Source organism: Dactylosporangium cerinum (assembly GCF_042653625.1).
Lineage (GTDB): Bacteria > Actinomycetota > Actinomycetes > Mycobacteriales > Micromonosporaceae > Dactylosporangium > Dactylosporangium cerinum.
This window is the reverse complement of sequence record NZ_JBHSIU010000046.1, coordinates 416,711-439,813: the sequence shown is the minus strand read 5'-3', so window position 1 is coordinate 439,813 and position 23,103 is coordinate 416,711. Positions and strand designations below refer to the sequence as shown.

18 protein-coding genes and 1 tRNA gene are annotated in these 23,103 nt (G+C 72.6%); 6 read left to right on the top strand and 13 right to left on the bottom strand.

All coding sequences use genetic code 11. The annotated features are described in order from the left end of the window. Nucleotides 1-53 precede the first annotated feature (53 nt). The 9 genes from ACFPIJ_RS35845 to ACFPIJ_RS35805 form a co-directional block, all read right to left on the bottom strand. Nucleotides 54-1,691 carry a fucose isomerase gene (locus tag ACFPIJ_RS35845; RefSeq protein ID WP_380121971.1) on the bottom strand — a complete coding sequence of 546 codons (1,638 nt, stop codon included), beginning with the start codon at nt 1,689-1,691 and terminating at the stop codon, nt 54-56. Next, on the bottom strand, nt 1,688-3,175 hold the full coding sequence (locus tag ACFPIJ_RS35840) for an FGGY-family carbohydrate kinase (protein ID WP_380121969.1): 1,488 nt from the start codon (nt 3,173-3,175) through the stop codon (nt 1,688-1,690). The genes ACFPIJ_RS35845 and ACFPIJ_RS35840 overlap by 4 nt, the downstream gene beginning before the upstream one ends. Beyond that, complete coding sequence (locus tag ACFPIJ_RS35835) at nt 3,172-4,170, bottom strand: LacI family DNA-binding transcriptional regulator (RefSeq protein ID WP_380121967.1); 999 nt, start codon at nt 4,168-4,170, stop codon at nt 3,172-3,174. Before ACFPIJ_RS35835 ends, ACFPIJ_RS35840 begins: the two co-directional genes overlap by 4 nt. Further along, nucleotides 4,167-5,057, bottom strand: a complete 891-nt coding sequence (locus ACFPIJ_RS35830; RefSeq protein ID WP_380121965.1) for an alpha/beta hydrolase — start codon at nt 5,055-5,057, stop codon at nt 4,167-4,169. The genes ACFPIJ_RS35835 and ACFPIJ_RS35830 overlap by 4 nt, the downstream gene beginning before the upstream one ends. Then, nucleotides 5,054-5,695: a hypothetical protein gene (locus tag ACFPIJ_RS35825; RefSeq protein ID WP_380121963.1), complete on the bottom strand. Its 642-nt coding sequence runs from the start codon at nt 5,693-5,695 to the stop codon at nt 5,054-5,056. Before ACFPIJ_RS35825 ends, ACFPIJ_RS35830 begins: the two co-directional genes overlap by 4 nt. Beyond that, nucleotides 5,692-6,528 carry a carbohydrate ABC transporter permease gene (locus ACFPIJ_RS35820; protein ID WP_203847062.1) on the bottom strand — a complete coding sequence of 279 codons (837 nt, stop codon included), beginning with the start codon at nt 6,526-6,528 and terminating at the stop codon, nt 5,692-5,694. The genes ACFPIJ_RS35825 and ACFPIJ_RS35820 overlap by 4 nt, the downstream gene beginning before the upstream one ends. After that, complete coding sequence (locus tag ACFPIJ_RS35815) at nt 6,525-7,475, bottom strand: carbohydrate ABC transporter permease (RefSeq protein ID WP_380121961.1); 951 nt, start codon at nt 7,473-7,475, stop codon at nt 6,525-6,527. Before ACFPIJ_RS35815 ends, ACFPIJ_RS35820 begins: the two co-directional genes overlap by 4 nt. Before the next feature lie 25 nt (nt 7,476-7,500). Next, a complete protein-coding gene (locus ACFPIJ_RS35810; protein ID WP_380121959.1) occupies nt 7,501-8,817 on the bottom strand; it encodes an ABC transporter substrate-binding protein in 1,317 nt (438 codons plus the stop codon). A gap of 128 nt (nt 8,818-8,945) precedes the next feature. After that, entirely contained in the window at nt 8,946-9,929 is a 984-nt protein-coding gene (locus ACFPIJ_RS35805) for a LacI family DNA-binding transcriptional regulator (RefSeq protein WP_380121957.1), read from the bottom strand. Nucleotides 9,930-10,154: 225 nt separating this feature from the next. Here ACFPIJ_RS35805 and ACFPIJ_RS35800 point away from each other — a divergent pair, with 225 nt between their 5' ends. Beyond that, nucleotides 10,155-12,635: a GH116 family glycosyl hydrolase gene (locus tag ACFPIJ_RS35800; RefSeq protein ID WP_380121955.1), complete on the top strand. Its 2,481-nt coding sequence runs from the start codon at nt 10,155-10,157 to the stop codon at nt 12,633-12,635. Here the strand turns inward: ACFPIJ_RS35800 and ACFPIJ_RS35795 are convergent. Further along, nucleotides 12,604-13,596, bottom strand: a complete 993-nt coding sequence (locus ACFPIJ_RS35795; protein ID WP_380121953.1) for an Lrp/AsnC family transcriptional regulator — start codon at nt 13,594-13,596, stop codon at nt 12,604-12,606. The genes ACFPIJ_RS35800 and ACFPIJ_RS35795 overlap by 32 nt on opposite strands. A gap of 84 nt (nt 13,597-13,680) precedes the next feature. Here ACFPIJ_RS35795 and ACFPIJ_RS35790 point away from each other — a divergent pair, with 84 nt between their 5' ends. The 3 genes from ACFPIJ_RS35790 to ACFPIJ_RS35780 all read left to right on the top strand — a co-directional run bounded on the left by ACFPIJ_RS35790 (nt 13,681) and on the right by ACFPIJ_RS35780 (nt 18,335). Beyond that, nucleotides 13,681-15,177 (top strand): MFS transporter, encoded by a 1,497-nt coding sequence (locus tag ACFPIJ_RS35790; RefSeq protein ID WP_380121951.1) that lies wholly within the window; start codon nt 13,681-13,683, stop codon nt 15,175-15,177. Between the two features lie 680 nt (nt 15,178-15,857). After that, nucleotides 15,858-17,570 carry a hypothetical protein gene (locus tag ACFPIJ_RS35785; RefSeq protein WP_380121949.1) on the top strand — a complete coding sequence of 571 codons (1,713 nt, stop codon included), beginning with the start codon at nt 15,858-15,860 and terminating at the stop codon, nt 17,568-17,570. 186 nt (nt 17,571-17,756) lie between these two features. Further along, nucleotides 17,757-18,335, top strand: coding sequence for a hypothetical protein (locus tag ACFPIJ_RS35780; protein ID WP_380121948.1), 579 nt, complete (start codon nt 17,757-17,759; stop codon nt 18,333-18,335). A 5-nt stretch (nt 18,336-18,340) separates the two neighbouring features. On the opposite strand, the gene ACFPIJ_RS35775 is transcribed toward ACFPIJ_RS35780, so the two are convergent. From ACFPIJ_RS35775 to ACFPIJ_RS35765, 3 genes are all read right to left on the bottom strand, one after another. Then, nucleotides 18,341-19,909 (bottom strand): ankyrin repeat domain-containing protein, encoded by a 1,569-nt coding sequence (locus tag ACFPIJ_RS35775; RefSeq protein ID WP_380121946.1) that lies wholly within the window; start codon nt 19,907-19,909, stop codon nt 18,341-18,343. Between the two features lie 19 nt (nt 19,910-19,928). Beyond that, a tRNA-Arg gene (locus ACFPIJ_RS35770) sits at nt 19,929-20,001 on the bottom strand. A gap of 50 nt (nt 20,002-20,051) precedes the next feature. Continuing rightward, nucleotides 20,052-20,993, bottom strand: a complete 942-nt coding sequence (locus ACFPIJ_RS35765; protein ID WP_380121944.1) for a helix-turn-helix transcriptional regulator — start codon at nt 20,991-20,993, stop codon at nt 20,052-20,054. A gap of 52 nt (nt 20,994-21,045) precedes the next feature. On the opposite strand from ACFPIJ_RS35765, the gene ACFPIJ_RS35760 reads away from it, so the two are divergent. Together ACFPIJ_RS35760 and ACFPIJ_RS35755 are read left to right on the top strand one after the other, a co-directional pair. Then, nucleotides 21,046-22,221 carry a response regulator transcription factor gene (locus ACFPIJ_RS35760; RefSeq protein ID WP_380121942.1) on the top strand — a complete coding sequence of 392 codons (1,176 nt, stop codon included), beginning with the start codon at nt 21,046-21,048 and terminating at the stop codon, nt 22,219-22,221. Nucleotides 22,222-22,306: 85 nt separating this feature from the next. Continuing rightward, nucleotides 22,307-23,098: an MBL fold metallo-hydrolase gene (locus ACFPIJ_RS35755; RefSeq protein ID WP_380121940.1), complete on the top strand. Its 792-nt coding sequence runs from the start codon at nt 22,307-22,309 to the stop codon at nt 23,096-23,098. Nucleotides 23,099-23,103: the final 5 nt, after the last annotated feature.

The following is a 23,103-nucleotide window of genomic DNA, read 5'->3' as shown; positions in this document are numbered from 1 at the left end:
ACAAACCCCCGGCAACGCGAGGGGTCTGCAGCCTGCGGAAACCAAGCGGAACCTCAGAGGGCGGTGTCGCCGCAGAGGTGGACCTGCACGCCGAGCTCGGCGAACAGGGCCGCCTTCACCAGCAGCGCCCGGTCGGCGGTGGCGGCGTCCGGGGCGTAGGCCACGTTGAGGTGGTTGGCCTTGTGCCGGGCCATGAACTGGTCGCGGCTCACGCCGTGCAGGACCGCGTGCATGATCGGCCAGGCCGGCGTGGTGGCCTCGGAGCGCCGCTGCGTCTCCGCGTCCGGCAGCGCGACCGCCGAGGCCCGCCCGAGGTCCACGTGCAGCGCGCCGCCCTGGACGAACACCCGGCTCCAGACGACCTCGCCGGGGCGGCAGACGCCCTTGATCGTGGAGCCGCCCAGCGGGAAGTACACCGGGTCCTGCCGCCAGCCGACGGCACCCGCGTAGCCGCCGGTGAGGTGCGACGGGGGGACGGAGCCGGAGATCTCCCAGACCCAGACGAACTCGCCGTCGTAGTCCTCGCCCCAGCGCACGTCGTGCAGGGTGGTCGCCGGGTCGAGGCCCATCGCGGTCCAGATGCGGTTGGTGACGAGGGCGTCGACGGCGACGCCCTCGTCGGCCTCGTTGAAGTGCGGCAGCGCCCGGCCGTCCCACAGGACCCGGGCGCCGTCGCGGGACGTGACCGGCGGGCGGGCGACGTTGTTGAGCAGGCCCTCGGCGAGGTCCGAGGCGGGCGAGAGGTCCTTGAGGCCCTGCTGGTACTGGATGCCGACAGCGTCGAGACCGAAGTCGTCGCTGATGCGCAGCGCCGCGATGTACATCTTGTGCTGCCAGCGCAGCTGCGCCGCGGTGAGCTCGGTGGCCTCGTCGGTGCCGAGGCGGAACGTCATCCCGGCGTCCAGCAGCCACTGCCCGACCGCGTCGGCCTCGGCGTCGCCGACGGTGAGCATCTCGGCCCACAGGGCGCTCTGCGAGAGCCGCTCCTTGTAGACGCCGATCGGGTTGAGCAGCTCGTCGTCGATGATGGCGTTGTACATGCCCATGCAGCCCTCGTCGAAGACGCCGATGATGGCCTTGTCGGCGAGCAGCTGGCCGGCCAGGGCCTGGCCGAGGTCGACCTCCGGGGACGACCCGAGCGGCGGCAGCGGCCGCACGTGGGACTGGTCGTGCGGGATCTGCCACGTCGACGTCCAGCTGCGCAGACCCTCCTTGAACCAGTCGTCGGTGAAGTCGACGCTCCAGATCGTCGAGTAGGCGACGCCCATCTTCGCCATGCCGGCGTTGAGGCCGAGCAGCCCGACCAGGCCGGGCCAGGTGCCGGCGAAGTTCGCGACGGTGAGGATCGGGCCGCGGTGGGTGCGCAGCCCCGCCAGGACGTGGTGGCTGTACTGCCAGACCGCCTCCGCCACGATCAGCGGCGCGTCGGCGGGGATGCTCTTGAACACCTCCAGGCCCATCCGCTGGCTGGAGATGAAGCCGTGCCCCGTTTCCGGGTCGACCGGGTTGGCCCGGCGCACCGTCCAGCCGAGCTCGGCGAACGCGGCCGTCACGTCGGCCTCCATCCGCACCTGGGTGGGCCAGCCGGCGAGGTTCGCCTTCGGGCGCAGGTCGCCGCTCGCGATGAGGTAGGCCGTGTTCGGCTCCGCGGCGGGGCGGGAGGGCGGGGCGGGCAGAACGTAGGGGGTCATGGTGCGTCCTCCGTTGCGAAGCGCTGCCGTGCGGCGAGCGTGTGGGCGATGGTGCGGGTGGCGGGGTACAGCTCGCGGTACAGCGCGTACAGCTCGTCGTAGCCGGCGCGGGTCGCCGGGTCGGGCACGACGGTGGCCGCCGGTGGGTTCCAGTCGGCGATGCGGGCCGCGACACTCGTGCGCGCGGCCAGATACGCGGCGCCGTAGCTCGCCCCGATCGTGATCGCGGGCACGACCTGCGGCAGGCCGGTGACGTCGCTGACGATGCGGGTCCACAGCCCGCCGCGGGTGCCGCCGCCGACGGCCACGACCCGCTCGACGGACGCGCCGGCGTCGCGCAGCGCCTCCACGTTGTGCCGCACGCCGAACGCGGTCGCCTCCAGCGCGGCCCGGTACAGGTCGCCCCGCGTGTGTTCGAGGGTCAGCCCGGCGATGACGCCGCGGGCGTCGGGGTCCATCAGCGGGGTGCGTTCACCGGCGAAGTACGGCAGCATCAGCAGCCCCCGCGCGCCGGGGCCGGACGCCTCCGCCGCCGCCAGCAGGCCGGTGAAGTCGGGCGCGCCGACGAGGTCGCGCAGCCAGCCGGTGAGCGCGCCCGACGTGGCCATCCCGCCGGCCAGGTTGCGGGAGCCCGGCAACGCGCCGACGGTGCCCCACATCGCCGGTGACGTCAGCGGCTCGCGGACGGTCGCGATGAGGAACATCGTCGTGCCGTACATGAGCATCAGGTCCCCGGGATTCTGCGCGTCGACGCTGACCGCCTCGGTCCAGGCGTCGATGCTCCCGGTGATGACCGGGGTGCCGGCGGGGATGCCCGACACCGCTGCCCGGGTCACCCCAGCGACCTCGTCGGACCACGCCAGGCGCGGCAGCTCCAGGTCCGGTGCGACGCGGGCCACCCACGGCGCGTACCAGTCGAGGGCGTGCGTGTCGAACAGCGGCGTGCACTGGCTCGCCGAGTGGAAGTCGAGGGTGTAGGCGCCGGTGAGCCGGTACGCCAGCCACGACGCCGGCATGAACAGCCGCCGGGCCTGCCGCCAGAGGTCGGGCTCGTGCTCGGCGACCCAGCGCAGCTTCGGCCCGACCGCCTGCGAGGACAGCGCTGACCCGCAGCGGGCCAGGATCGCCTCGGGGCCGCCGAGCTCCGCCGACAGGGCCTCGATCTGCGCGGTCGCGCGGGTGTCGACGCCGTACAGGACCGCCGGGCGCAGCGGGACGCCGGCGGCGTCGGTGAGCAGGACGCACGGCCCCATCCCGCTCACCCCGACGGCGGCGACCTCGGCGTCCGGAGCGCCGGCGGTCAGCTCGGCCGCGATCGAGGTGAACTCGGCCCACCACACCTCGCCGTCCATCTCGACGTGGCCGGGGAACGGGCGGTGCACCTCGTGCTCGCGGACCGCCGTGGCGAGGAGCCGCCCGGCCGCGTCGACGAGGACACCCTTGCTGCTCGACGTGCCGATGTCCACGCCCAGAAAGGCCTTCACCGCTGCTCCTGCAATCTGTGGTCGGTGCGCAGGACCACGGTCCGCGCGGGGCCGTCGTCGCCGGCGATGCGGTCCAGCAGCAGGCCCGCGGCGGCCTCGCCGAGCTCCCGGGCGGGCAGCGGCACGACCCGGATGCCACGCCGGTCGAACGACGCGAACGGCAGGTCGCCGAAGACCGCCAGCCCGAAGCGTGGTGGGGCGAGCCCGGCGTCGTGCAACGCCTCGAGGGCACCGGCGGCCATCAGGTTGTTGGCGACGAACACCGCGTCCGGCGGCTCCGGCAGCCCGAGCAGGTCCGCCATCGCGGCGCGCCCGCCGTCGACGCGGTAGTCGGCGTAGCGCAGCAGCGTGTCGTCGCCCACCGCGTCACGGCCGCGCCGGGTGGCCCGCTGCCAGCCCTCCATGCGCAGCTGCGCGGTCTCCACCGAGCTCGGCCCGGTGATGCAGGCGACCCGGGAGAACCCGGCCGCGAACAGCGACTCGGCCGCCGACAGCCCACCGGCGCGGTTGTCGACGGTGACGGCGTCGATGTCGGGCCGGTGCAGGCTGCGGTCGACGGCGACGACGGGCCGGTTGCTCGCGATGAGCCGGCTGACGTCGCTGGCGTCGTCGGCGGGCGCGAGGATCACCCCCGCCATGTGTTCGGCGAGCGCGATGTCGATGTACGTCGCCTCCCGCGCCGGGTCGTCGTCGGTGTTGCACAGCACCACGGAGTAGCCCGCGGCCCGGGCCCGGTTCTCCACGCCACGGGCCAGCGCGGTGAAGAACGGGTTCTCGATGTCCGGGATGATCAGCGCGATCACCTCGGAGGTCTGGCCGCGCAGCCGGCGCGCGGTCCGGTTCGGGGTGAACGCCAGCTCGGCGGCGGCCGCGCGGACGAGGCGTTCGGACTCCGCGGACACCTTCGTGCCGTTCATGACCCGGCTCACGGTCGCCGGTGAGACCCCGGCCCGGGCGGCCACCTGGTAGATCGTCACCATCGGAGGCTGTGTCATGCGGCACCGTTGAGGTCGTGGGCGAGGGCGAGCAGCCGGCGTTCGCGGGTGACCCGGCTGATCGCGGCGTCGGGGGCGATGAGTTCGAAGGCGTGCACGGCGCCGGGCACCAGCTCGAAGCGCACCGGGACCCCCGCGTCGGCGAGCCGGGCCGCGTAGCCGGCGTCCTCGTCGCGGAACAGGTCGAGGTCGCCGACATCGAGATACGTCGGCGGCAGCCCACGCAGGTCGGTCGCGCGGGCCGGGGCGGCGAGGGCGTCGGCGGGCCGGCCGCCGAGGTAGGCAGCCCAGGCGAGGTCGGCCAGGCGCCGGTTCCACACCGGCGGGTCCGTGAGCGCGCTTCCTCCTGGCAGGTCCCGCCGGTCGTCGAGCATCGGGTAGTACAGGTGCGCGGCGGCGATCGGCGGGCCGCCCTCGTCGCGGGTCAGCAGGCACAGCGCGGCGGCGAGCCCACCGCCGGCGCTGCCGCCGGCGACGACGACCCGCTCGAAGCGATCCGCGCACCAGTGCAGGGCGGCCCGGCAGTCGTGCAGCGGCGTGGGGTGCGGGTGTTCCGGCGCGAGCCGGTAGTCCACCGCGACGACTGGCACGCCGAGCCGGGCGGCGAGGTCGGCGCAGTACGCGTCCTCGGTGCGGGCGCTGCCCAGGAACATCCCACCGCCGTGGATCCACAGCAGGCAGGCGTCGCCGTGCAGCGATCCGTGCACGCGGAGCTCAAGGCCGCCCTCGAGCGTGACCACCCGCGGGGGCACCGCGGGTGCCGCCTCGACCCGCAACTGGTCGTCGATCGCTCGCACCGTGGCGACGTCGAGAAAACCGTCGGGCAGGTGTGCGGTGAGGGTGTTCGCAAGCCCCGGCACGAGTTCCGGGTCGATCCAGTCGGTCATGCCCGGCCCTGCAGGGCGTCGATCTCGTCCAGCAGGGCGGCCGTCATCGCGGACGCGACCGCCAGCAGCAGCGGCAGCACCACGACGGCGAGGATCCCGGCCGACGCGACCGCGAGGAGGCCACCCGCGCCGACGAGCACGACCAGCGCGAACGCCCAGGCGGGCCGGAACGCGACCAGGATCGCGCCGCCGCGCAGCGCCGCCAGGCCGCGCCGGTCCCGCAGGGCGCCGTAGGCGAGCGCATACGGGGCGACGAGCAGCAGCACCGCCCCGCCGGCGCCACCGGCGAGCGCGGCCGGACCGCCCGCGGTCAGCCCGAGGGTGGCGAGGCCCGCGCCGGCCGCGAGGAGCAGCGCCAGCACCGCATCCACGCGGCGCAGTAGCGCCAGCCGGGGGCCGTCACCGCGGGCGACGGTGGCCGCGAAGGCCGCCAGGCCGGTCAGGACCAGCGCGGGCGGCACGGCCGCGAGCGCGAGGATCCAGCCCGGGGCGCCGGCGAGGGCGGCCAGCAGCAGCGGCACCGTCGCGGCGAGCCAGGCACCGCCGGCGGCGAGGCTGCGCGGCAGCTCGTGCCAGCACAGCACGGCCGCGCGGGTGGCGAGACCGGGAACGGTGGAGGGGGCCAGTGCGGTGGTCATAGCTTCAATCCGCTCGATGCGATGGACTGCACGATGTAGCGCTGCGCCAGGATGAACACGATCAGCACCGGGACGATCGCCATCGCGATGCCGGCCGCGATCGTGCCCAGCGACCCGGTGGAGAACCGCCCGGCGAGCAGCACCAGGCCGACCGGCAGGGTCTGCCGTTCCGTGTCGCTGATCATGACGAGCGGCAGGAGCAGGTCGTTCCACCAGTACGTGAAGCACAGGATGGCCAGGGTCGCGATCGACGGCCCGGACAGCGGCAGGATGATCCGGGCGAACGTGCGCAGGTGCCCGGCGCCGTCGAGCTTCGCCGCCTCCTCGATCTCCATCGGCAGCGCCAGGAAGTGCTGGCGCAGCAGGAAGATCCCGAAGGCGCTGAAGATCCCCGGCAGGATCAGCGCCCACAGCGTGTTGGTCAGCCCGAGCTTCGACATGACCAGGAACAGCGGCACGATCGTCACCTGGATCGGGATCATCAGCGAGCCGATGACGACCGCGAACAGCACGCCCTTGCCCTTGAAGTGCAGCCGGGCGAACGCGTAGGCGGCCGTCGAGCAGGTGATGACCTGGGCGACGGTGATCGTCGTGGACACGATGATCGAGTTGAGGAAGAACCGGAAGTACGGGACCTGGTCGGTGACCTTGCCGAAGTTGTCGGTGGTGACGTTGGCCGGGTCGAACGTCGGGGGCAGGCGGTAGAGCTCCGCGTCGGAGCCGGAGAACGCCCCGCGGAAGATCCACAGGAACGGCGCGGTGATCGCGAGCGCCGCGATGCCCAGGATCACGAACGTGGCGATGCGGGAGCCGGTACGGCTGAGGCGACTCACTCGTAGTACGTCCATCTGCGTGAGAGCCGGAACTGGATCGCGGTCAGCACGATCAGCACCAGCGTGAAGGTGATGCCGATGGCGGAGGCGTAGCCGAGGTCGAAGTCGCCGAACGCGCGGTCGTAGAGGTATTCCACGATCGTGCGGCTGGCGTCGCCCGGCCCGCCCTGGGTCAGCACCCTGGGCTCGGCGAAGATCTGGAACGAGTTGATCGTGTTGATCACGACCAGGAAGAAGATCGTCGGTGACAGCAGCGGGAAGGTGATCCGCCAGAAGCGGGTCCAGGCGTTGGCGCCGTCGACGATCGCGGCCTCCTTCAGCTGCGCCGGGATCGACTGGAGGCCGGCGATGTACACCAGGATCGAGAAGCCGATCGTCTTCCAGGAGCTGACGATGATGACCGAGACGGGCGCGAACGCCGACGAGCCGAGCCAGTCGATCCGGTCGACGTGCAGCAGCCCGAGCAGGTAGTTGACCAGGCCGAGGTCCTTGTTGAGCAGGAACCGCCAGATCAGGGCGACCGCCGAGGCGGACACCACGAACGGGAACAGGAACGACAGCCGGAAGAAGCCGCGCAGCCAGGCCGGCATCCGGCTCTCCAGCAGGACGGCGAGCAGGAGCCCGGCGGCGACGTTGACGGCGAGGATGACCAGCGCCATGTAGGTGGTGGAGCCGTAGACGCCGAGCAGGCGGTCGTCGTGGACGAGCCGGTCGAAGTTGTCCAGGCCGACGAACGTGCCGTCGCTGAGCAGGTTCCAGTCGTAGAAGCTCAGCACGAGCACGCCCACGGTCGGGGCGAGGACGAAGACGAGGAAGGTGACGATCGACGGGGTGAGGAAGGCGAGGGCCGGGATGCCGTCGCCGCCGCGGCGGCGGTGGACCCGGGGGCCGGGGTCGGCGACGGGCTGGCCGCCGACCCCGGACCGGGGCGTCTTGCTGGTGCTCATGATCCGCCTTGCGGGTTCGCGCCGGTCAGCAGGTGACGATGCTGCTGAGTTCACCCTGCATGTTCTTGAGGCCGTCGGAGACCGAAGCCTCACCGGCGAAGATCAGTTGCAGGTGGCGGAGGACGGTGGACTCGAAGGTGCTGTACTTCGCGGGGGCGGGGTACGGCACGAGGGTCGGGTACTTGTCGATGCTGTTGTAGAACAGGTCCGAGTTCGCCGGCGGGACGCCGACCTTGGAGATCGTCTGGGCGACCGAGCGGCGGGACGGGATGGAGTCGCCGGGCTTGTCAGGGGTGCCGACGTACTGCTGCTCGATGGCGTCGCTCAGGGTGAACTTCTGGTACTCCCAGGCGAGGTCCGGGTTCTTCGACGACTTGAGGATGGGGTAGCCGGCGCCGCCGAAGACGGTCTTGTAGGTGTCGCCCTTGGGGTAGAGCTGGATGTCGAACGCCTTGAACCCGGCGGGGACGAACGTGCCGATGGGCCACCGGCCGGCGCCGAACATGGCGATCTGGCCGTTCTGGAAGCGGGTGAACACGTCGCTCATCGGCATCGGTGCGGGTGCGATGCCGTCGGTGATGAGCCCGCGCAGGAATGACACGGCCTTGTTGACCTGGGGGGTGTCGGCGGTCGCCGAGCAGACGTCGTCGCTGGTGAGGTTGCCGCCGGCGTTGGCGACCCACGGCATGATGCCGGGGAAGATCTCGTTGCTGGCCCAGGTGAAGCCGTACTGGTCGGGTTTGCCGTCGCCGTTGGTGTCGGCGGTGAGCTTCTTGGCGGTGGCCTTGAAGTCGTCCCAGGTCCAGTCGGCCTTGGGCGGGTCGACCCCGGCCTTCTTCAACACGTCGGTGTTGTAGTAGACGACCATGTCGTTCCAGCCGTAGGTCAGGGTGACGATGTCGCCCTTGACCTTGAAGCCGTCGATGAGGCCGGGTGCGATGTCGGCGAGGAGGGTCTTGGCCTCGGGGTCCTTGTCGATGTACTTGTTGATCGGGACCACGAGCTTGTTGGCATGCACGAACTGGGCGCCCTCGCCGGAGATGACCATGAGGTCGGGGTGTTTCCCGGAGGCGATGAGCGTCGCGACGTTGGCGTAGTAGGTGCCCCAGTTCTCGCCGGTGACCGGGGTCAGGGTGACGTTCACTCCGGCGTGCGCCGCCATGAAGGCGTCGGCCGTGGCCTTGTTGCCGCTTTCGGCGGCGGGGCCGTAATTCCAGTAAGCGATCTCGAGCGACTGGTCACCGGACTTGGCGTCCTTGTCGCTGGAACAACCCACAAGGGCGGTCGCCGTCATCGCGGCTGTCGCGATGACCAGCGCGACCTTGCGGAACGGAATGTTCATAAGCGTGCTGTCCCTCTCCGTTGAGAAGCGGTCGGGCACAGTGAAGTCCAAGAAATCGATTTCGTCAAGACTCCAAACTTCGTGCCGTCGACAAGCCTCTGATCAGGGACGCAGTGCGCTGATATCGATTACAGCGCCTGCTCCTCCGGCGGGTTGACCTCGGCCCGCAGGACCACCGTGCGGGGCGGCTGCGCGTCGCCGCCGATGCGCTCCAGCAGCATCGCCGCGGCGGTCCGGCCGAGGTGCCGGGCGGGCAGCCGGACCTGCACGAACGGGGTCGGCGTCAGGGCCATGAAGGGCAGCTCGCCGAGCACCGCGAGGCCGAACGCGTCCGGTGCGATCCCGGCCGCCGCGAGCGCCTGCAACGCGCCCACCGCCATCAGGTTGTTGGTCGTCACCACGGCGTCCGGCGGGGTGTCCAGCGCGAGCAGCGCCCGCATCGCGGCCCGTCCGCCGTCGACGCGGAAGTTGGCGTGCTGCAGGTAACCGTCGTGCAGGACGGTCTTGCGGGCGGCGACGACCTGGCGCCAGCCGAGGAAGCGGTCCTCGGTGGTCTCGATCCCGGCCGGTCCGGCGATGCAGGCGATGCGGCGGTACCCGGCCTCGAACAGCGCCGTCGTCGCGCCGATGCCGGCCGCCCGGTTGTCGATCTTGACGGCGTCGACCGGGTAGGGCGTGGTGCGGTCCACGGCGACCACGGGACGGCCCAGCGACACGATCGCGCCCAGGTCGACCTCGTCCGAGGCGGGCGCCAGGATCACGCCGGCCATCTGCTCCGACGCCACGATCTCCAGGTAGTGCAGCTCTTTGGCCGGGTCGTCGTCGGTGTTGCACAGGACCAGGGAGTATCCGGCCTCCCGGGCGCAGTCCTCGACCCCGCGGGCCAGCGCCGTGAAGAACGGGTTCTCGATGTCGGGGATGAGCAGCGCGATGATCTCGGAGCTCTGTCCCCGCAGCCGGCGGGCCGTCCGGTTCGGCGTGAAGGCCAGCTTCGTGGCCGCCTCGTGCACCAGGCGCTTCTTCTCCGCCGAGACCGTCTGCCCGTTGAAGACCCGCGAGACGGTCGCGGGCGAGACGCCGGCGAGCGCCGCAACCTCGTAGATGGTGGCCATGAGGGATCACTGTAGGTGACATGCTTGCCTCTTCGGCATCGGTGACGCTGCGTTACGGATTTCCGGCCGGCGACCCGCTCTTGACAGGTTCCGAGGCTCGCGTCTACCTTGTGTGAAATCGATTTCACGCACGGGTTCCCTTGTGGGACCGGGCATTGCGTGGACTCCTGCCCTCCGTGGGCCGACGAAGGATGGAAACGGCGTGACCATGGCGGAGCGTGTCCGATGAAGCGCTATTCCGGCGACGCCCGGCGGGCCGTCGCGTTCCCGCTCGGCGGCTTCGGCACCGGCCACGTGGCTCTCGGCGGCGACGGCGCCCTGCGCCAGTGGCAGCTGTCCGGCGTGGCCAACCACCTGGGGTTCGTGCCCGACAGCTTCTTCGCGCTGCGGGTCTCCTCGCTGGAGCCGCCCGCCGACGTCGTGCGGCTCCTGCGCGCCGCGCCGCTGCCGCCGCACCCGCACCCGGCGCCGAACGTCAACGACGCCGACGTGCCCGACGCCGACCGGCTGCCGCCCTGGCCCACCGTGCAGAGCACGTCGATGGAGGTCGCGTACCCCTTCGCCGACGTCACCTACACCGACGAGGCGCTGCCGGTCGCGGTGGCGCTGTCGGCGTTCACGCCGTTCGTGCCCCTCGAATCGCACGCCAGCGCCCTGCCGCTGGTGCGGTACCGGTTCACGGTCACCAACACCAGCACCGAGTTCCGGCACGGCTGGCTGCTCGGCACGCTGCAGAACGCGGTCGGCTGGGACGGCGTCACCCCGATCGACGGCACCCGTGGCGCCGGCTACGGCGGCAACGTCAACCGGCTCCTGCGCCGGCCCGGCCAGACCGGGGTGCTCATGGACCACCCCGGCCTGGACGAGGACGACGCCGCCTACGGCGAGATGCTGCTGTGGACCGACGGGCCCGCCGCCGCGCTGCCCCGCGCGCACAGCGCCGAGGCGATGCTGCGCTTCGTGGAGACCGCGAAACTGGTGACCCCGATCCAGCTCGGCGACTACAGCGACACCGCCCTGCGGGCCGCCGTCGCCGCCGGCGTGTCACCGCTGCGCGCGCCCACCGGCCCGAGCCCCGCCGGGCACACCTGGGACGCCGGGGTCGCCGTCGCCTTCGCGCTGCAACCCGGCGAGACCACCACCATCGACGTCGTGCACGCCTGGTGGTTCCCCAACCGATATGCCGACTTCGACCGGTTCGGCCCGCAGCATCCGTACACCCGCAGCCGATTCTGGGTCGGCAACCATTACGCGACCCGCTTCGGCGGCGCCCTCGACGTGCTGGACAGCTACCTTGCGGACCGCGAGCGGCTGGACACCGCCTCCCGGGCCTGGGCCGACGCGGTGCGGCACAGCGACCTGCCACCGGCGCTGCGCGAGACCGTGTCCGCGCAGGGCACCCTGGTCCGCTCGCCGACGCTGTTCCGCACCGCCGACGGGCACGCCTACGGGTTCGAGGGGGCGCTCGGCGCCTCCACCCGCAACTGGAACGGCGACGTCGGCGGCTCCTGCCCGCTGAACTGCAACCACGTCTTCAACTACGAGCAGGCGCTGTCCCGGCTCTTCCCCGACGTCGGCCGCGACCTGCGCGACACCGAACTCGCGGCGCAGGCACCCGACGGCTCCGTGCCGCACCGGGTCGTGCTGCCCCGCTACCTGCCGCACCTGCACGACGTGGCCATCGGCGGCCCGGAACGCCCCGCGCTGGACGGCATGCTCGGCGCCGTGCTCAAGGCCTACCGGTCCGTGCTCGACGGCGCCGGCGACGACTGGCTGCGCGGGCACTGGCCGGCGCTGCGCCACCTCATGGAGCACATCACCACGACCTGGGATCCCGACGGCGACGGGGTCCTGCAGGGCGACCAGCCCGTCACGTATGACATCAGCCTGCACGGGCCCAACATGTTCGTCGGCGGGCTCTGGCTCGCGGCGCTGCTCGCCATGCACCGCATGGCCGCCATCGTCGAGCCGGCCGCCGCCGCGGCGTTCCTGGACCGGTTCACGATCGGCCGCGACACCTACGACAAGCTGCTGTGGAACGGCGAGTTCTACGCGCAGCCAGCCACCGGCGAGGCCTACGACTTCGGCCGCGGCTGCCTGTCCGACCAGCTGCTCGGCCAGTGGTGGGCACACCAGCTGGACCTGGGCCACATCCTGCCCGCCGACCGGGTCCGCACGGCGCTGGCCTCGATCGTGCGCTACAACCTGCGCACCGGCTTCGCCGAGCACGGCTACCGGGTCTTCGCCGACGGCGACGAGACCGGCCTGGTCGTGTGCAGCTGGCCGCACGGCGGTCGCCCGGCCGTGCCGCTGCGCTACTGCGACGAGGTCTGGACCGGCGTGGAGTACCAGGTCGCGGCGCACTGCCTGTATGAGGGCATGCCGGAGGAGGCCACGGCGATCCTCGCCGGCCTGCAACACCGCTACGACGGGACCCGCCGCAACCCGTTCAACGAGGTCGAGTGCGGCGACCACTACGTGCGCGCCATGGCGGGCTGGTCACTGCTGGACGCCTACACCGGCTTCCACTACGACGCCATCACCCGCACGCTGCGCGTCGGCGACCGGCCCGGCCGGTTCCCGTTCGTCGCCGGCACGGCCTGGGGCACCGTCACGGTCGCCGCCGACGGCAGGGTCGACCTCGACGTCCTCGGCGGCTCCCTGCCCGTCGACGTCATGGAATCAGCAGCGTCCCGCCGCCCTTGACCCGGCGCACGACCGGCGCGGTCTCCACGGACGTGACACCGGGCAGCGAGCCGATGTCGTCGGCGATGTACTCGTACAGCTCGTTGAGGTCGCGGCAGATCACCGACGCGGACACGTTGGCGGGGCCGGTCGTCGCCGCCGCGTAGGCGATCTGCGGATGGGTGGCCAGGGCCCGGGTCGTCGCGGTGAGGGTGGCCGGCGCGACCGTCAGCCACATCATCGCCTCGGCGGTGTAGCCGAACAGGTGGGGCTCGATCTCGACGTCGAAGTAGAGCACGTTGCCACGGCTCAGCTCGTCCAGCCGGCGGCGGACCGTGGTCTCCGACCAGCCGGTGGCGGCGGCGAGCGCGGTGAGGCCGGCGCGGCCGTCCTTGGCAAGCGCGGTGAGCAGGTCGTTGTCGGCCGCGGTGGGCGGCGGCGCCGCGCCCGCACCGGACGGCGGCCGGAAGTCGGGGTCGGCGGGTGGTCGGCGCAGCGCGGCGATCTGGTCGGCGCCGAGGGCGGCGGTCCGGCCGGGCCAGCCGTGCAGGCCGGCCACGCCGCGCAGGATGCAGTGCGCGCTGACCACCGTGATCCGCGGCGTGCGGGGCAGCTTCTGCAGCAGCAGCTCGCCGTCCGCCGACTGCGACCGGGTCCTGGTGATGCAGGTGATCTCCGTGCCGCCCGACACCAGCTGGACCCACGACGTGTCGGCGCGCCGGGCCAGGGCCGCCGCCACCGGCATCGCGGTGTCCGGCGAGCACCGCATCCGCACCAGCCAGTCGACGTGCCCGAGCGCCGCCGCGTCGGGCAGCCCGACGACCCGCAGCGCCCCGGCCGCACGTAACCGCCGGTAGCGCCGGGCGATCGTGCGGTCCGAGGCGCCGAGCACCGCGGCGATCCGGCTGAACGGGGCGCGACCGTCGACCTGCAACGCGTGCACGAGCTGCCGGTCCAGCTCGTCGAGCGTGAGTGGATCCACTCCTGGAAGCTATCAGCGTGTCAGAATCCGCCGAAATCAGCGCTACCAGCGCCGATTCGCCGGGACGCGGTGCATCGTGCGCTCATGCGCAAATGGTTGCCCCTGCTCGCGGTCTCGCTGAGCACCTTCATGCTGCTGGTCGACCTGACCATCGTCAGCATCGCCGCCCCCGACCTGGCGCGGGAGCTGCACTCGTCGTTCGCCGCGCTGCAGTGGACCGTCGACCTGTACGTCCTCGTCCTCGCGGCGCTGCTGATGGCGGCCGGCTCGCTGTCGGACCGGCTCGGCCACCGGCGGGTGTTCATCGCCGGCCTGGTCGTCTTCGCCGCCGCCTCCCTCGCCTGCGGCCTGGCGCCCGGCATCGGCACGCTCATCGCCGCCCGCGGCGTGCAGGGCGCCGGCGCCGCCGCGATGTACGCCACCAACGCCGCCCTGCTCGGCACCGTCTACACGGGCAGGGACCGCTCGATCGCGTTCGGCGTGTGGGGCGCGGCCAACGGCGCCGCCGCGGCGGCCGGGCCGATCCTCGGCGGGTTCCTCACCGAGCACGTCGGCTGGCGCTCGATCTTCCTGGTCAACCTGCCGGTGGCGGTGATCGCGGCGGTGCTGGCCCGCCTCGCGATGCCCGGTGGCCGAGCAACCCGGCAGGGGCGCACGGACCTGCCGGGCGTGGCAGCCTTCACCGCGGCCGCCGGCCTCGTCGTCTACGGGCTCATCCGCGCCGGCGACACCGGCTGGACCGACGCCGGGACCCTCGGCGTGCTGACCGCCGGCGCCGCCGCGACCGTGGGGTTCCTGCTGCTGGAACGCGGCCGGGCCAACCCGATGCTGGACCTGGCACTGTTCCGGCGGCCGTCGTTCGCCGTGCTGATGCTCGGCGCGGCGGCACTGACCGCGGCCGCCTTCGCCAACCTCGTGTTCGTGTCGCTGTGGGCGCAGTCCGTGCTCGGCCTCGGCGCGATGGCCGCCGGCCTGGTCCTGGCGCCGATGGCGGTGGTCGCGTTCGTGGTCGCCGCGGCGGGCGGCCGGCTGCTGCACGGGGTCCCCGCGCGGCACAGCATCGGCTGGGGCCTGCTGCTCGTCGCCGCCGGCACCGCCCTGTGCATGCTCGTCAGCCCGTCGTCGGGCTGGGCCGCGCTGGTGCCCGGCCTGTGCGTGACCGGCCTGGGGGTCGGCCTGAGCACGCCGGTCCTGGCCTCGGCGGCACTCGCGGCCGCGCCGCCGGACCGGTCCGGCATGGCCAACGGCGCGTCGAACACGTTCCGCCAGCTCGGTTACGCCCTGGCGCTGCCCGCCTTCGCCACCGTCGTCACCGGCCGGGCCGGGCAGGTCCTGGCCGCCGGCGGCGTCACCGATCCGGCCGCGGCCCGGCAGCTCACCGGCGGCGGCTACCAGGACCTGCTCCGGCGGGCACCCGAGGGGGTGCTGCGCGCCGCGTACGCCGCCGGGCTGGACCGCGTCTTCCTCATCAGCGCCGTCATCGCCGGCGTGGCCGGGGTGGCGGTCCTGACCCTGCTGCGTACCCCGGCGCCGGCCCCCACCACGCCGGCACCCCGGGTCGCCGAGCCCGCCCGCGACTGACCCCCGGACCACGACGCTGCGCGGAGCGTGTCAGGAAGTGCCGTCTTCCATGAATGAACGAGGGTCGTCTCGCTTCGGACGACGGCACTCCCTTATCGTTGAAGCTAGGAAAGTGGAGTTGCAGACGATGCGGCGGTTTCCCGCTGATTCGTGCTGGACAGCTCCGCCCGGTCGGCCTGCTGGGGCAAATCAGCAGGCCGATCGGCTTTCCGGAGCCACCCTGACGCTTTCCGGCGCCACCCTGACCAGGGCCTGTCCCAGGAACGGTGCAGCAGGATCAGCGCGCCGCGCCATGGGACGGTCTGCGGCATCGTGTTCACCTCCTTCCGCGGGGTCGGTCGACCGTGCGCGGTCGATGCGGGGTGACCACCAACGGGTGACGTTTCGCGGTTCGTGGCGCGGCGGCGTCGCCGTGGGGATCGGGGGAGCCGTCCGTCAGGGTTGGTGACGGCGCCGGCTGGTGAAGCCAGCGTCTGCTGGGTGGTGGCAAAAAACCAGTGAAAAAGGTCTATTTCCAATCTTTTCCTGGGTTGCCGTCGTGGCAGTGAACAACGGCGTGCGGAAAGTGGTGACGAAAAGCCGACTGTCGGCTGGAAAGCGGCGCAGGTCGGGGCGCTCTATCGTCGGTCTTTCTGCTGATGCTCGTGCCGGGTCGCGGTCGGTGGGTGGAGGTGATCGTTGTGGGCGAGGCACCTGGTGCCCAGGCGTTCAAGGCGTTCTTCGACGCGATGGCTGACCTGTACCTGCACGCCGGCAGGCCGAGCTACCGCAGCATCGCCCAAGGGCACCGCGGCATCAGTCACCCGACCGTGCCGAAAGTCATCAACGGGCCACGGCTGCCCCGCTGGGATCATGTAAAGATCGTTGTCCATGCGCTGCACGGTGATCAGGCACATTTCAAGGCGCTGTGGAATGCCGCGGCGCGGGCCTCGGTCGAGAAGCCGCCGCTGCGGCAGGACGAACCAGGCGAGCCGGGCGGGATCCCCACGCCGCAGGCATCGGCGCCGCCGCCTGACCCGCCGCCTGATCCACCGCCCTATCAGTCCCGCCCGGCCGGCGCCCGAGCGCAACTGCCCTCGGGCGCCGACGCCTCCGGCGGCAATGGGGCGTTGGTCCCGCGAGCTTCGGCGGCCTGGGACTTCGGCCCGGACCCGACCTCGATGCCGGACATCCTGCGGCTGATGCGCGCCGCTGACGAGGTCGGCGCCGACGTCGGCAAGATCGTCTACGCGGTCGCCTCGGAGAACCCGAAGCTCGCCGCCCCGGCGATCACGTTCATCGCCCAGCACCGGGGCGTCGAGGCGGCCGCGTCGATCGTGGCCGAGGCGTCGCAGACGATCGGCAACGTCGCGGCGCTGCTGTCCGATCTGCCACCCAAGCCGCTGAACCTGCACGGGTTCACCGGGACCCGGGCGCAGGCCGAGCAGCTGAAGAACCGGCAGCTCATCGCCTCACAGGTGTGTGCGGCGGTGCTCACCCGGCTGCTGGACGTCCACCGCCTCGATCCGACCAGCCTCGTCGAGGCAGTGGTGCCGCTCTGTCGCCCGCCACAGCGTGCCTACCGGTCCTTGGCCCGGCGGATCCTCACCGCGTCGATCGACCAGGACCATGCCGAAGAGGTCGCGATCATGCTGCGCACCATCGACGACATACCGGCCACCACGGTCGCGCTGGAGACGATGTTCCAGAACCACGACAGCCGCGCCCAGGCCGGGCAGGCGCTCGGTTGGCTTGCAGTCAAGGCCGACACCATGGCCGTCGCGGTCTTCCTCAACCTGATCTACAGCAACGAACGCCTGGCACTACGCCGGCAGACCGACGGCGTCAGCATCCTGGCCCTCATCGCCAGGTCCTACCGCCAGTGGCCGGCGTTGCTGGGCGCGGCCGTCGCCGCCAACTCCGAGCAGCAACGTCCGATCACCAGAACCGAACTGCTCTCAAGGGTGTTGCAGGAGCTCGGCCAGCACACCGACGAGATCCACCACGCCGTCCAGATCGTCAAGGTCCTCACCCGGGCGCCGAACTACACCATGTCGGTGCTGGCCCACCTCGCCAACGACGATCTCGAGCTCGCCGCGGTGCTGCTGCTGGAGGCCGCCGCCGCCGATGTCGACCGGGCCGCGCAGGTGCTCAGCGCGTGGATCATCGCCCGTTTTCCACAGATCAGCGTCCTATCCGGCCGCATCGTGTGGTGCATGGTCGAGGTCGACCCGGCCGGCACGCTCACCCTGCTCGAGCGCACCCTCGCCGCGTCCGGCTCGATCAGCGATCCCCGTCTCACGGGTCTGGACCGCGACGAGATCCACTACCTCAACGCCGTCCTCGACAGCCATGCCACCGCCCGGGCCCACCGGGAGGCGATCCGGGCGATGCTCCCCAAAGGCTGGTGGTAAACCGCCTCGGAAACACCTCCTGACCAGCGGAGATTTCCGTTCGTTGGCAGTCCGGTTGACCGCGGCCCTGGCTCAAGATGATCTCAAGGCCGGCAGTTTTCCACGCGTTTCCGCAGGTTGACGCTCAACACAGGATCAGCACATCGCCGGCACGTTGTCGACAGGTGGCGCTGGGACGATGGGCTGGTGCGTGAACGGAAGTGGTTGGGAATCCTGGCGGTCGGTGTGGTCGTGCTGGTCCTGGGTGGGGGTGGGTACGCCTTGGTGCGGCACGAGTACCGGGCCGACAAGGACCGGCGCGACCTCGCCGACCTGACCAGGGGCAGCCCGTGGCCGCGGGCCGAGCTGCGCGTGCCGGCGGAGCTGCCCCGCGGGGGCAGGTCGGGGCACGTCGACGGGGGAGGGTTCGAGGTGAGCTACCCGGTCGACCGCGGCGGCCCGGCGTCCATCTCCTACGCGATCCGGCGCGTCGACGAGCGGGGCGGACCGGAGTGGGAGGTCAGCTGCGGTGCGGTGAACATCGTGACGTGCACCGACGCCGGCGACGGCAGCACCGTCCTCGCCGAGCGGGACACGGGCAACAGCCGGGCACGCACGGGCGTCTACCGGATCGCCGACGGCCGGGCATACGTCGCGTGGGTCGAAGGCACCCGCCCTGAGCTCGTCGACCGGCTGCGCCGAGCGGTCACCCAGCTCCGCCCGCTCACCGACACCGAACTGCTGGACCTGATCCGCCCCGACGGCTACCGGACCGACTGGAGCTGACCGGTTCAGGCCTCGGCCACGAACTTGAGGTCCTGCCACTGCTGGCGGGACCTCGCGACGTAGGCCGGGTAGGAGCCGTGGACGGTCTCGGCGCGCGGGTCGGCGCCCTCGGCGAGCAGGCGGCGCATCAGCTCCGGCGGGCCGCCGTCCATCACGGCGAGGTAGAGCGGGGTGCGGCCGATGTGGTCGCGGGCGTCGACCGGTACCCCCGCGGCGAGCAGGACCGGCAGGACCCTGGTGAAGTCGACCCACATCGCCAGGTGCAGCAGCGACCAGCCGTTCGCGTCGCGCACGTGCGGGTCGATCACGCCGCGGTCGAGACCGTCGAGGAGCCAGTCGGTGTCGCCGTGCTGCATGCGGTGCTTGAGCTCGCGGACCTGCGCGGCGAGGGCGTGCGGCAGCCGGCCCTTGCCCGTGGTCCAGGTCGCCTGGGTCGCGTAGCAGCCGGAGCTGGTGCCGCCGAGCGTCCGCAGCATCCGCTCCCGTAGTTGCTCCTCCTCGTCGTGGTCGGGCAGTCGCAACGCGCCGCCGGTGACCTCGACCCGGTGCCAGGCACCCTGGCAGCGCACCCGGGCCGATGCTCCGAGCGCCGGCGGGACCGGGGCGCCCTGCGTGGCCACGGACGACGGGAACAGCGCGTCCTTCACCAGCGGGTGCAGGTCGCCGGGGCGCTGGTGGCCCGCCGCGATGAGGGCCAGGTCCGGTGGCACCGAGCCGGTCAGGATCCGCGTCTGGATCTCGAGGTATTCGCTGACGTCGTGCGCCTCGGCGGTCAGGTCGTGGACCGTCAAGGCGAGGGACGCGCCGTACAGGGTGCTGACCTGGTCGACGCCGAACGCGGCCGCGGCGGCGCGGGCCTCGTCGGCGACCCCGACCGGCAGCGTCGGCGGCCCCGACGGGCGTTGCAGCGCCTCGGGGTCGACCGCGGACACGTCGATGCCGCATCGGCGCCACGCCCCGACCAGGTCGCCGTCCGTGAGGCTCCGCCAGGTCCGTTCGGTTTCGGCTGCTGCGTCGGTACCCCCACCGAACGCCTCCGGCGGCAGCGGCTGCCCGTCGGGGGTGAGGAACGGCATCCGGTCGGCGGAACCTCCCCAGGCGGCCCGCACGGCGGCGGCCTCCCGCACGTCCCAGGTGTAGCGGGGCGCGAAGTACCAGCGCTCGTGCTCGATCTCGGCCAGGGTCGTCACGGTGAGCTGCAACCGCTGCGGCCCGGTCGGCGACTTCGGCAGCCGCACCCGGATCAGCGGGGCCAGGTCCGCGCCGGCCCGGGGCGCGAGGATCGCGCTCACCATCGCCTGCAGCGTGCTCATCCCGCCGCGGTGCCGGGGCAGGTGCCACCACAGCAGGTCCACGCTGAGGTGGCGCAGGTCGTCATACAGTGCCTCGAGCGCTGCGGCGTCGAACCGGCCCGGGTCGAAACGCACGTCGACGTCGCACCGGGCCAGGGCGGCGGCGCCGGCCCAGTCACCGGCCGCGCGGGCCGCGGCGGCCGCATCCACCACGGGGCGGGGCAGCGACTCGGCCCGGATCCGGCGCCACTGCGGCAGGTCGGGACGCAAGACGGTGAGCACCTCCGCACGGCTGGGGGCGGCAGGCCGACCGGATTCGAACCGGCGTCCTCCATCTTCGCAAGGTGGTGTGACGACCTCTGCACTACGGCCTGCCGCAGGCGAGCGTAGGGCATCGCGGGGCGGCGGCGCCGCCGGGGGCCGGTCAGTTGGGCCCGCGCTGCCACTCCTGCGGGCTCATCCCGTACACCTCCCGAAAACGGCGAGCGAAGTGCCGCGGGTTGGCGAACCCCCACGAACGGGCGATCGACGACACGGTCGCGGTGGGGGAGTCGGCGAGCTCGCGATGCGCGCCGCGGAGCCGGCCGCGGATCACCCACTCGGCCAGCTGCTCGCCCTCCTGCGCGAACGCGGCGTACACGGTCCGGGCCGAGACGCCGTGCGCGGTGGCCAGCCGGGCCGCGCTGAGGTCCTCGTCGCGCTGGTGCTGGCGGATGTACTCGGTGACCCGGGTGAACAGGGTGCCGGCGGTGGCGGTGCGCAGCCAGGCGCCGTCCTGGTCGGCGACGGAGGTGATGAGCGCGCGGACGAGCTCGACGGTGGAGGAGCCCAGGATCGCCAGCGCCGGGTCGGGCCGCAGCTTGTCCAGCACGCCGGGCAGCTCGAGGAGGTGCCGGCGCAGCAGCTCGTACATGGGGCTGGCGGCCACGTGCGGCACGGCCCGGCGCACCACGTCGACGGGCAGGCCGAGCCGGCCGTAGTCGATCAGCACTGCCTCGACGACGGACACCTCCTCGACCAGGAAGTCGTAGGGCGACGTGAGATCGACCAGCTGGAGCTCGCCGATGCGGTCCCCGCCGGGCAGGTCACGGTGCCGCATGCGGACCGCGCCGCTGATCGGCAGGCCGAGCGAGATGCGCTCCGGGCCGGCGTCGCGCAGGTGCCGCGACGTGCAGGTCAGCCGGTGGCTGCCGGCGACGCTGTGCAGCAGCTGCACCCCGGGTCCGAGCTGCCAGTGGTTGATCCTGGCCTGGCCGGACGGGCCGACCGCGACCGCGACCGGATGCAGGTATGAGCCCAGCGTGGCGCGGACCGCCTCGGCGCGCTGCCCGGGCGGCAGCAGCGACGTGTCGAGCACCATCGACATCAGGTCTCCTTCCGGTCCGGGCCAGCGTAGGTGGTGGCGGTGCCCGTGCCCAGTGGCGATCCGGGCGTACGCCCAGTCCGACGTGCTCGGCGCCGACGTGCTGCGGCAGCTGCCCACGCTGGTGCCGGACCGTACCGACGTGGACGGCATGCGGTTCCTCGGCGGCGCGGCACTCATCCTCGGTGACTTCGTCACCGCCTCGTCGTTCATGGCCACGGCCGCCGCCGGGTACCGGGCGCAGGGCCGGGCCGCGCTGCTGGCCCGCTCCCTGTCCTCCGCCGGGTACATCCGGCTGTGGCTGGGACGGTGGCCGGCGGTCCGGGCCGACGCCGCGGAGGCCGAGGCGCTCGCCGAGGAGACCGGCGACCAGTTCTGGGTCGTCGCGGCCCGGGCCGACCAGGCGCTGCTCGAGGCGATGTGCGGCAACAGCGACGCGGCCTTCCGGCTGGCCGACGCCGTGTCGGCCAGCCCGCTGGTCGCCGGCGTCCGGTTCGTCGCCGTCGCCGCCCAGCACGCCCGAGGCGTCGCCGCGAACGCCGCCGGCCGCCACGACGAGGCCCTCGACCTGCTCGTGCGGATGTTCGACCCGGACGACGTCACCCACCACCTGGACATGGCCGGCTGGGCGCTGCCAGACCTGGCCGACGCCGCGGTCCGCGCCGGGCGGCAGGACGAGATCCGCGGCATCATCGCCGGGGCGCAGGAGCGGGCGGCCCGGTTCCCGTCACCGATGCTGCACCGCTGCCTCGCCTACGCCCTCGCGGTGCTCGCCCCGGAGCCCGCAGCGGCCGCGGCGTTCGAGCGCGCGCTGGCCATGGACCTCGGCGCGTGGCCCGTCCACCGGGCCCGGCTGCACCTCGCGCACGGGGTGTGGCTGCGGCGGCGCAAACGCATCGTCGAGTCCCGGGGGCCGCTGCGCGCGGCCCGGGACGGCTTCGACGCGCTCGGCGCCGCGGCATGGGGGCGGCTCGCCCGGGACGAGCTGCGGGCCGCCGGCGAGGAGAGCGCGGGCAGCGCGGCGCCGTCGGGTGACCAGCTGACCGCGCAGGAGCTGCAGACGGCGCTGCTGGCGGCGGCCGGGCTCAGCAACCGCGAGATCGGGCAGCGGCTGTTCGTGTCGCACCGCACGGTCGGCTCGCACCTGTACCGGAGCTTCCCGAAACTCGGCATCACCGGCCGGTCGCAGCTGCGGGAGGCGCTGGAGGCGTATCAACGCGGCACCGGCTGACGCAGTCAACCTACGGATGCGCCCGGACCGGGAGACGTGCACTGTCGGCGGTGACGCTGCGCCCAACGAGACGAGGACGACGCCGGTGAAAGACGTACGAGTAACGCACATCGGAGGCCCGACGGTGCTCATCGAGGCGGCCGGGTGGCGGATCCTCACCGACCCGACGTTCGACCCGCCCGGCCGGCGGTACTCGTTCGGGTGGGGCACCAGTTCCCGCAAGTCGAGCGGACCGACGCTCCAGCCGGACGAGGTCGGGCCGGTCGACGTGGTGCTGCTCAGCCACGAGCACCACGCGGACAACCTCGACGACCGCGGCCGGGCCCTGCTCGCCGAGGTGCCGGTCGTGCTCACCACGCGCGCCGGCGCCCGCCGGCTCGGCCCGGCTGGTGACACCCGCGGCCTGCGGCCGTGGGAGGAGACCGGCCTGGAAGGCCCCGGCCGGCGGCGGATCCGGGTCACCGCCACCCCGTGCCGGCACGGCCCGCCGCTGAGCCGGCCGATCGCCGGGCCGGTGGTCGGGTTCGCGCTGCAATGGGACGGCCAGGAGCACGGCGTGCTGTGGATCACCGGCGACACGGTCCTCTTCGACGGGGTGCGGCAGGTGCCCCGCCGGATGACGGTCGACACGGTGGTGCTGCACCTCGGCGCGGTCCGGTTCCCGATCACCGGCCGGCTGCACTACAGCCTCACCGCCGACGAGGCCGTGCAGCTGTGCACGCTGGTCCAGCCGCGGACCATCGTCCCGGTGCACTACGAGGGCTGGACGCACTTCGCGCAGGGCCGCGCGGCAGTGGAGGCGGCGTTCGCCGCCGCACCCGACGGCCTGGGCGAGCGCCTGCACTGGCTTCCGCTGCGACCCGCCGATACGATCTGATGATC

Bases quoted from the DNA above. Each gene is read 5' to 3' on its own strand.
- ACFPIJ_RS35845 (WP_380121971.1), bottom strand. From the start codon at position 1,691: ATGACCCCCTACGTTCTGCCCGCCCCGCCCTCCCGCCCCGCCGCGGAG.
- ACFPIJ_RS35835 (WP_380121967.1), bottom strand. From the start codon at position 4,170: ATGACACAGCCTCCGATGGTGACGATCTACCAGGTGGCCGCCCGGGCC.
- ACFPIJ_RS35830 (WP_380121965.1), bottom strand. From the start codon at position 5,057: ATGACCGACTGGATCGACCCGGAACTCGTGCCGGGGCTTGCGAACACC.
- ACFPIJ_RS35825 (WP_380121963.1), bottom strand. From the start codon at position 5,695: ATGACCACCGCACTGGCCCCCTCCACCGTTCCCGGTCTCGCCACCCGC.
- ACFPIJ_RS35815 (WP_380121961.1), bottom strand. From the start codon at position 7,475: ATGAGCACCAGCAAGACGCCCCGGTCCGGGGTCGGCGGCCAGCCCGTC.
- ACFPIJ_RS35810 (WP_380121959.1), bottom strand. From the start codon at position 8,817: ATGAACATTCCGTTCCGCAAGGTCGCGCTGGTCATCGCGACAGCCGCG.
- ACFPIJ_RS35805 (WP_380121957.1), bottom strand. From the start codon at position 9,929: ATGGCCACCATCTACGAGGTTGCGGCGCTCGCCGGCGTCTCGCCCGCG.
- ACFPIJ_RS35800 (WP_380121955.1), top strand. From the start codon at position 10,155: ATGAAGCGCTATTCCGGCGACGCCCGGCGGGCCGTCGCGTTCCCGCTC.
- ACFPIJ_RS35790 (WP_380121951.1), top strand. From the start codon at position 13,681: ATGCGCAAATGGTTGCCCCTGCTCGCGGTCTCGCTGAGCACCTTCATG.
- ACFPIJ_RS35765 (WP_380121944.1), bottom strand. From the start codon at position 20,993: ATGTCGATGGTGCTCGACACGTCGCTGCTGCCGCCCGGGCAGCGCGCC.